The organism is Streptomyces ureilyticus (assembly GCF_011045025.1).
GTDB lineage: Bacteria > Actinomycetota > Actinomycetes > Streptomycetales > Streptomycetaceae > Streptomyces > Streptomyces ureilyticus.
Map to the genome: position 1 here is coordinate 1 of NZ_JAAKZX010000338.1, position 6,834 is coordinate 6,834.

3 protein-coding genes and 7 pseudogenes are annotated in these 6,834 nt (G+C 68.8%); 5 read left to right on the forward strand and 5 right to left on the reverse strand.

What is annotated here, in order from left to right; translation table 11 throughout:
- Both G6048_RS45865 and G6048_RS45870 read left to right on the forward strand, forming a co-directional pair.
- The coding region (locus tag G6048_RS45865) for a non-ribosomal peptide synthetase (RefSeq protein ID WP_165345551.1) at window positions 1–1,363 on the forward strand (1,363 nt) is incomplete at its 5' end.
- 355 nt (window positions 1,364–1,718) lie between these two features.
- Window positions 1,719–2,437 (forward strand): annotated as a pseudogene (locus G6048_RS45870) (winged helix-turn-helix domain-containing protein); the annotation flags it as partial.
- On the opposite strand, the pseudogene G6048_RS45880 reads toward G6048_RS45870, so the two are convergent.
- Window positions 2,398–2,985: pseudogene (locus tag G6048_RS45880) on the reverse strand (integrase); the annotation flags it as partial. The pseudogenes G6048_RS45870 and G6048_RS45880 overlap by 40 nt on opposite strands.
- A gap of 97 nt (window positions 2,986–3,082) precedes the next feature.
- On the opposite strand from G6048_RS45880, the gene G6048_RS45885 reads away from it, so the two are divergent.
- The gene (locus tag G6048_RS45885; RefSeq protein WP_165345554.1) at window positions 3,083–3,292 is read left to right on the forward strand and encodes an integrase core domain-containing protein; all 210 of its coding nucleotides are present in this window, start codon (window positions 3,083–3,085) and stop codon (window positions 3,290–3,292) included.
- A 97-nt stretch (window positions 3,293–3,389) separates the two neighbouring features.
- On the opposite strand, the pseudogene G6048_RS52265 reads toward G6048_RS45885, so the two are convergent.
- Both G6048_RS52265 and G6048_RS52270 read right to left on the reverse strand, forming a co-directional pair.
- Window positions 3,390–3,923 (reverse strand): annotated as a pseudogene (locus tag G6048_RS52265) (reverse transcriptase domain-containing protein); the annotation flags it as partial.
- A gap of 21 nt (window positions 3,924–3,944) precedes the next feature.
- Window positions 3,945–4,422, reverse strand: a pseudogene (locus G6048_RS52270) (winged helix-turn-helix domain-containing protein); the annotation flags it as partial.
- A gap of 127 nt (window positions 4,423–4,549) precedes the next feature.
- Here G6048_RS52270 and G6048_RS45900 point away from each other — a divergent pair.
- Together G6048_RS45900 and G6048_RS45905 are read left to right on the forward strand one after the other, a co-directional pair.
- On the forward strand, window positions 4,550–5,392 hold the full coding sequence (locus G6048_RS45900) for a helix-turn-helix domain-containing protein (RefSeq protein ID WP_165345556.1): 843 nt from the start codon (window positions 4,550–4,552) through the stop codon (window positions 5,390–5,392).
- 73 nt (window positions 5,393–5,465) lie between these two features.
- Window positions 5,466–6,078 (forward strand): annotated as a pseudogene (locus tag G6048_RS45905) (dihydrofolate reductase family protein).
- 135 nt (window positions 6,079–6,213) lie between these two features.
- Here the strand turns inward: G6048_RS45905 and G6048_RS45910 are convergent.
- Together G6048_RS45910 and G6048_RS50660 are read right to left on the reverse strand one after the other, a co-directional pair.
- Window positions 6,214–6,591, reverse strand: a pseudogene (locus G6048_RS45910) (helix-turn-helix domain-containing protein); the annotation flags it as partial.
- A gap of 121 nt (window positions 6,592–6,712) precedes the next feature.
- A pseudogene (locus tag G6048_RS50660) lies at window positions 6,713–6,834 on the reverse strand (ABC transporter substrate-binding protein); the annotation flags it as partial.

Sequence of the window (6,834 nt, forward strand, 5' to 3'; positions counted from 1 at the left end):
CGCCCCCACGGCAGTGACCCCGGACAGCCCCGCCTACGTCATCTACACCTCCGGCTCCACCGGCCGGCCCAAGGGGGTCCTCGTCCCCCACCGCAACGTCGTCGCCCTGATCGACGCCACCCGCGACGAGTACGTCCTCGGCGCCGAGGACGTGTGGACCTGGTTCCACTCCAGCGCCTTCGACTTCTCAGTGTGGGAGATCTGGGGCTGCCTGCTCACCGGCGGCCGCTTGGTCGTCGTGCCGTACTTCGTCTCCCGCGAACCCGACCGCTTCCGCGATCTGCTCGCCACCGAGAAGGTCACGGTCCTCAGCCAGACCCCGTCGGCCTTCGCCCAACTCCTGGACGTCGATCACGCCGACCTGGCGGTCCGCGTGATCGTCTTCGGCGGCGAACCGCTCGACGCCCGCATGATGCTCCGCTGGTTCGACCGTCACCCCGAGTCGACATGCCGGGTGGTGAACATGTTCGGCATCACGGAGACGACGGTCCACGTCACCGAGCAGACCCTCACCCGCAAACTGGCCCTGGCCGGCACCCGCTCCGTCGGCCACGCCCTGCCCGGCTGGCACTTGTACGTGATGGACGAGCAGGGCCGGCTGCTCCCGCCGGGCGTGGCTGGCGAGATCTGCGTCGGGGGTGCGGGGGTCGCGCTCGGCTACCTGGGCCAGGAGGAGCTGACGGCCCGGCGGTTCGTGCCGGACCCGTTCACCGACGGCACGCTGTACCGCAGCGGCGACCTGGGCCGACTACGCCCGGACGGCCGGCTCGAACACCTCGGCCGGATCGACAGCCAGGTCAAGATCCGCGGCTTCCGCATCGAACTCGACGAGATCCGCTCCGTCCTGCTGGAGGACGCCGACGTCCGTACGGCCGCCGTCGTGGTCCACCGCGACGACCCGGCCGACGCGGCCACCGCCCGCATCGACGCGTATGTGGTGCTGCCTCCGGGCGGCGACCCCAGCGCGGTCCGCGAACGGGCCGCGGCCATCCTCCCCGAGTACATGCTCCCCGCCACAGTCACCGCCCTGGACGTGCTCCCGCTGACCCCGAACGGCAAGCTGGACACGGCGAAGCTGCCCGCGCCGGAGGTGCGGCGCATATCGACGGTGGCCGCGCAGCCACAGGAGTCCGCCACCGACGACGACCTCACCGAAAACCTGCGCGAGATCTGGAGCGAGGTCCTCGGCACGCCCGTGGAATTGGACGACGACTTCTTCGAACTGGGCGGCAACTCCCTGTCCGCCGTCCGCATCGGCGCGGCCCTGCGCGCCCGCGGCCTGCCATCCCTGCGCCTGCGCGAGCTGTACCGTCACCCGACGGTCAGGGCCACGGCGGCGGGCCTGAAGGCGTCCACCGAGTAACCCAGGGATCCGAACGGGCCAGTGCGGGCGGCGGGCCTGACCCGGCGCCGAGCAGCGATCCTGCGCACGCGCGTGCGGCGCGGTCACTCTTTGGAACGGGGGTCGGCATCGATGAGCTGGCGCAGGGGCCGGGCCGCTGCGCGGCAGCGGGCAGCGGGCAGCGGGCAGCGAGGCAGGAGATCATCAGCACCGGCCCAGCACGGGACGGGTTTCCTGGGGTGATCACAGGTGCCTCCAGGTCAGCACACAGTCAGCACGGGTAGCGCAAGAGCCCCGGATCACTCCAGGGCTCTACTGACTTTGTTGACGTGATGTCGTAGCTGACGAGCGGTAGTTGCTGCGGTAGGTCGGTTGTATGAGGTATCCGCAAGGGGGCGGGCTGACCGCCGAGCGGCAGGCGTTTCGTGAGCACATCCGGTTACAGGCGGCCGAGCTGTTCGCTGCTGGGCAGGGCAATGCCGCGGTCGCCCGTGAGTTACGTGTCAGCGTGCGGTCCGTGCAGCGGTGGCGCCGGACTTGGGCCGACGGCGGGGAGCGGGCCCTGGCGTCGAAGGGGCCGGCTTCCCGGCCCAAGCTCAGTGAGGCGCTCTTCGCGGTGCTGGAGCAGGAACTGCTCAAGGGGCCGGTAGCTCACGGCTGGCCGGATCAGACCTGCACGCTGGCACGGATCAAGACCTTGATCGGGCGCCGGTTCCACAAGAGCATGACTTTGTCGGCGATCGCTCAGATGCTGCACCGGCATGGCTTCAGCCACCAGGTCCCGGCCAGACGCGCGGTGGAACGCGACCAGGAAGCCGTCACCGGCTGGGTGAAGGAGACCTGGCCCCAGGTGGAAACACCGCGGCGGCACTCGGGGGCTGGGTCTGCTTCGCAGACGAGGCAGGCTTCTCGATGACGCCGCCCACGATGCGAACCTGGGCCAGGCGCGGGCGCACGCCCCTCATCCGGGTGCGGGGACGTTCCCAGCGCCGGTTCTCCATCGCCGCTCTGGCCTGCTACAAGCAGGGCGAACGCTCGCGGCTGATCTTCAGGCCCAAGCGGCATGTCGAACACATGACCGCTTCGAAGAAGTCACACGCCGGCAGGGCATCGGCCTGGGAGCGCAGAAAGTCCGTCCAGGTGCTGGAACCCCGCTCGGGTACCGGGTCGATCCCCGCCTCCTTCAGGATCTCCCACACCGTGGAGGCGGCCCCCTGCACCCCCAGGACCAGCAGCTCGCCGTGGATGCGCCGGTAGCCCCAGCCGGGATTCTCCCGCGCCAGACGCAGCACGAGCACGCGGATCGAGCGCACCGTGCGCGGCCGACCCGCACGTTTGGGCCGGGAACGGGCCGCGTGGCGGCGCGCGATGAGGTCGCGGTGCCAGCGCAGCACGGTGTCCGGGCGCACCAGCAGCCGCACCCTGCGCAGCACACCGCGCGGGAGCCGGTGCAGCAGCGCGGCCAGGAACACCCGGTCACTCGGGGCGAACCGCACCCGATCCCGGCCGAGTTGGCGTTCCAGCACCGTGAGTTGAAGCCGCAGCGCCAAGATCTCCGCGTCCTTGTCCTGGTTGCTCATCGGCAGCAGACGCAGCAGGACGAACACGTTCGCCACACCCAGACAGGCAAGTCGAAGCAGCACGACAGATCATCCTGCCCGGCCGCTCACCAGGTGCCCAGAGCACCCGCCCGAGCGCCCGCGCTCGACACCACCCGTACACCAGCCCCCACCAGGACGGATGAGTTTTTCGGCAGGCGCACCGTTCAAGGCCGAGCTGATCGAGATGCAGGGGCCGTGGCGGGACGTCGACCAGGTCGAGCGGGCGATCTTCCAGTGGGTCACGTGGTACAACGAAGAACGCCTGCACTCCGCACTCGACTACGTACCGCCCGCCGAGTACGAACACGACTGGTGGCGACAACAGGAAGCCACCCCGCAGTCCGCCTGAAACAAGACCGCCGGACTCTACGAAACTCGGGGCAGCTCAGGGCGATGTTCGCCATCAGCGGGGAAACCGGTGAGCCCTGCGGGGTTCCCGCCCCGGTCGGGGAGGTCACCCCGCCCACCAGCACTCCCATCCGCAGCCAGGCCCGGATCAGCTTCAGCATCGGCCGGTCCACCACGCGCCGGGCCACCTGGGCCATCAGCGCGTCGTGGTCGATCGTCCCGAAGCAGTCCCGGATATCGGCCTCGAAGACCCACTCCCGGCCCTGATTCGCAGAGATCCGCACGACTTCGCATGCGTCGATCGCGGACCGCCTGGGCCTAAATCCGTAGCTCGCCTCGGTGAACTGGGCCTCGAAGACCGGTTCCAGGACCAGTTTCGCGGCCGTCATCACCACCCGGTCCGCCACAGTGGGAATCGACAGCGGCCGCAACTCCCCCGGCCGCCCCGGTTTGGGGATCTGGACCCGCCGCAGCACCGACGGACGATACGTATACGTCCGCAGTTGCTCCGCCAGGTCCTGGAGGAACGCATCCACCCCCGAGGCCGCCACCGCATCGACGGTCATGCCGTCCACGCCGGAGGCTCCTCGGTTCGCACACACACCGGCCCACGCCCGCCGAAGAACGTCCATGCGGTGGACGTGGCCTCTTTATATGACGGGCCACTGCTCGTCCTTCCAGGCGGCTCCTCGCCTCGTCCCGCTCGGTGGCCTTGCGGGAGGGGACCTGCACGCTCCAGCCGATGCGGTGCAGCAGCAGGTCCAGCCCGGCCAGGGTGTACTCGACGCCGAACCGACAGCGCACGATCTCGGCGATCCTCGCCAGCGTCCAGCACTGGTCACGCCAGCCGGAGGCGCCCGGGCCAGCATCCAACACCGCCTCCAGCACGCGAAGTTGTCCCACATCGAGCTTGCAGCGGGCGCCGCCGGGTCCCTTGGAGGCAAGGGCCTGCCGACCGCCCGAAGCCAACGCCCGCCGCCAGCGGTTCGCCGACATCCGGGTCACCCGGAACCGCCGGGCCACCTCCCGGTCACTGGCCCCAGCTTCGATCAAGTCAGCAGCCACGAGCCGGACTTGCTCACGCCGAGCCCGCTCCTCGGCCGTCAGTCCACCGCCATCGGGATACCTCATCCTCCCTGCATAGCGCGGCCCACGACAGCCGTCACGACCCGGCTGGGCTACGGCGGGGAGACGATCGATGGCAGGAGCGGCGACACCACCCTCGCGAATTGAACGCTCGGGCGGCCACACTGGGTCCATGGAATACGTCGGCCGGGTGCCCGCTCCGCCGCTCGACCGGTTCATCGACGACATCTACTGTCTGACCGGGGTGCCGCACCACCGGCTGATGAACGTCCCGCCGATGCCGTCGGCACACTTGTTCCTTCACCTGGGCGGGCCCGTCCGCCTGTGGGACTCTGACCGTTCGGTGCCGCCGGCGGTGTTCACCGAGGGGTGGTTCATGGGCGTGTGGACCAGGCGCTTCCTCTTCGAGTACCCCACGCATGTGCGGCTCGTCGGGGTGCACTTCAAACCCTGGGGGATGTCGCCGTTCGTCGACATGCCGGCGGCCGAGCTGCGTAACCGGTGGGTGCCGGTCGATGCCGTCTGGCAACGCTCTGTGGACCGGATTCGAAACCGGGTCGGCGACGTCGCGTCGGCCGCCGAGACATTGCGGGTGCTGGAAGAGGAGCTGCTGTCGCGACTTGCCGAGGCCCCGGCGCGCGGTCTCGACCTGGTCCAGCACACAGGCCGGCGTCTGGAGACCTCGCACGGCACGATCCCGGTCGGTTCGCTGGCCGATGCCGCCGGGGTGAGTGGCAATCACCTGGCCAACGTGTTCAAGGCTCATGTCGGTGTCACCCCGAAGCGGGTGGCGCGGATCTACCGCTTTGCGCGGCTGATCGTGTCCGTGGACGCCCTGCGCCCGGTCGACTGGTCGGAGCTCGCCCAAAGGGCGGGCTACTTCGACCATGCCCACTTCAGCAGGGAATTCAAAAACTTCACCGGCCACACTCCGACGGAGTACCTGGCCCTGCGGCGTCGATTCCCCACCGAGCGGGGAGGTCCGCAGGACACCGGCCCGATGCCCGCCGATTGATTTCTTACATGCCCGGATCCCCTTGGCACGGAAGGATTGCGGCGAAGGCTCAAGGAGACTCCGAGGAGGGCCCGTGGGCACGGTGATCATGCACAGCGTGGTGTCGGTGGACGGCTTCATCGCCGACGAGAAGGGCGAGGTCGGGCCCCTTCACGAGTGGTACTTCAGCGGGGACGTCCCGATCGTCGTAGGCGGGGACGAGCAGTACGACCATTCCGGAGCCGGAAGCGGCATCAAGGTCTCGCGTGCGTCGGCAGACTACGTCCGGTCGATGTGGGAGTCGATCGGCACGATTGTGATGGGCCGCAACCTGTTCGACCTGGTGAACGGCTGGGAGGGCAGGCCACCCGCGGGCGATCACGTGGTCGTGGTGTCCCATCGGCCCAAGCCCGAGGGGTGGCACCCCGAGGCGTCCTACCATTTCGTCGATGGCGTGGCGGCTGCGATCGACAAGGCCCGGGAACTCGCCGGGGAGCGGATCGTCGCTGTGAACGCCGGCGAAGCGGGCGCCCAGATCCTCGCGGCCGGTCTCGTGGACGAGGTGGCGATGGACGTGGTCCCGGTGGTGTTCGGCTCGGGCAGACGCTACTTCGGCGGCATCGACGATGCAGCGTCTGCTGGAGGACCCACACGTGGTCATCCAGGGCGACAGGGTGCTGCACCTGAGGTTCAAGGTACGCCGCTAGAGATCATTAACGATGAGGTCACGGCAGTCGGAGGTCGAGCCTGGTCCTAGCGATGAGACCCTCGATGAGGCGGGGGCGGTACTGCATTCGTTTCAGCCGTGTCTTCACCAGCGCGGTGAGTTGGTCGAGGCTGTGCAGCAGGTCCAGCCCGGCAAGGGTGTACTCGATACCGAACCGGCGGCGCACGATCTCGGCGATCCGGGCCAGCGTCCAGCACCGGTCACTCCACCCGGAGGCGGCCGGGACGGCCTCCAACACCGTCTCCAGCACGCGGAGGTGTCCCGCATCGAGCTTACAACCGGCGCCCCCGGGTCCCTTGCAGGCAAGGGCCTGCCGACCGCCCGAAGCCAACGCCCGCCGCCAGCGGTTCGCCGACATCCGGGTCACCCTGAACCGCCGGGCCACCTCCCGGTCACTGGCCCCAGCCTCGATCAGGTCAGCGGCTGCGAGCCGGACTTGCTCACGCCGAGCCTGTTCCTTGGCCGTCAATCCACCGCCATCGGGAGACTTCATTCTCCCGGCATAGCGCAGCGCACGGCAGCCGTCACGACCCCACGTAACCCGCACCGTTAAAGATCTCTAGAGGTCAGACCCTCTAGCGTTAGAGGTCTTGAGGTGAACGCGTAGATCGCGTTTACGTGGTGAGTCCCGCCCTCTCACAAGCGGCTTTGTACTTGGGCGTGCAGATCTGATCGATCGTGTACATGCCGTCCTTGACGACCGTGTCCTTGATGTTGTCGGCGGTCAGGGAGATCG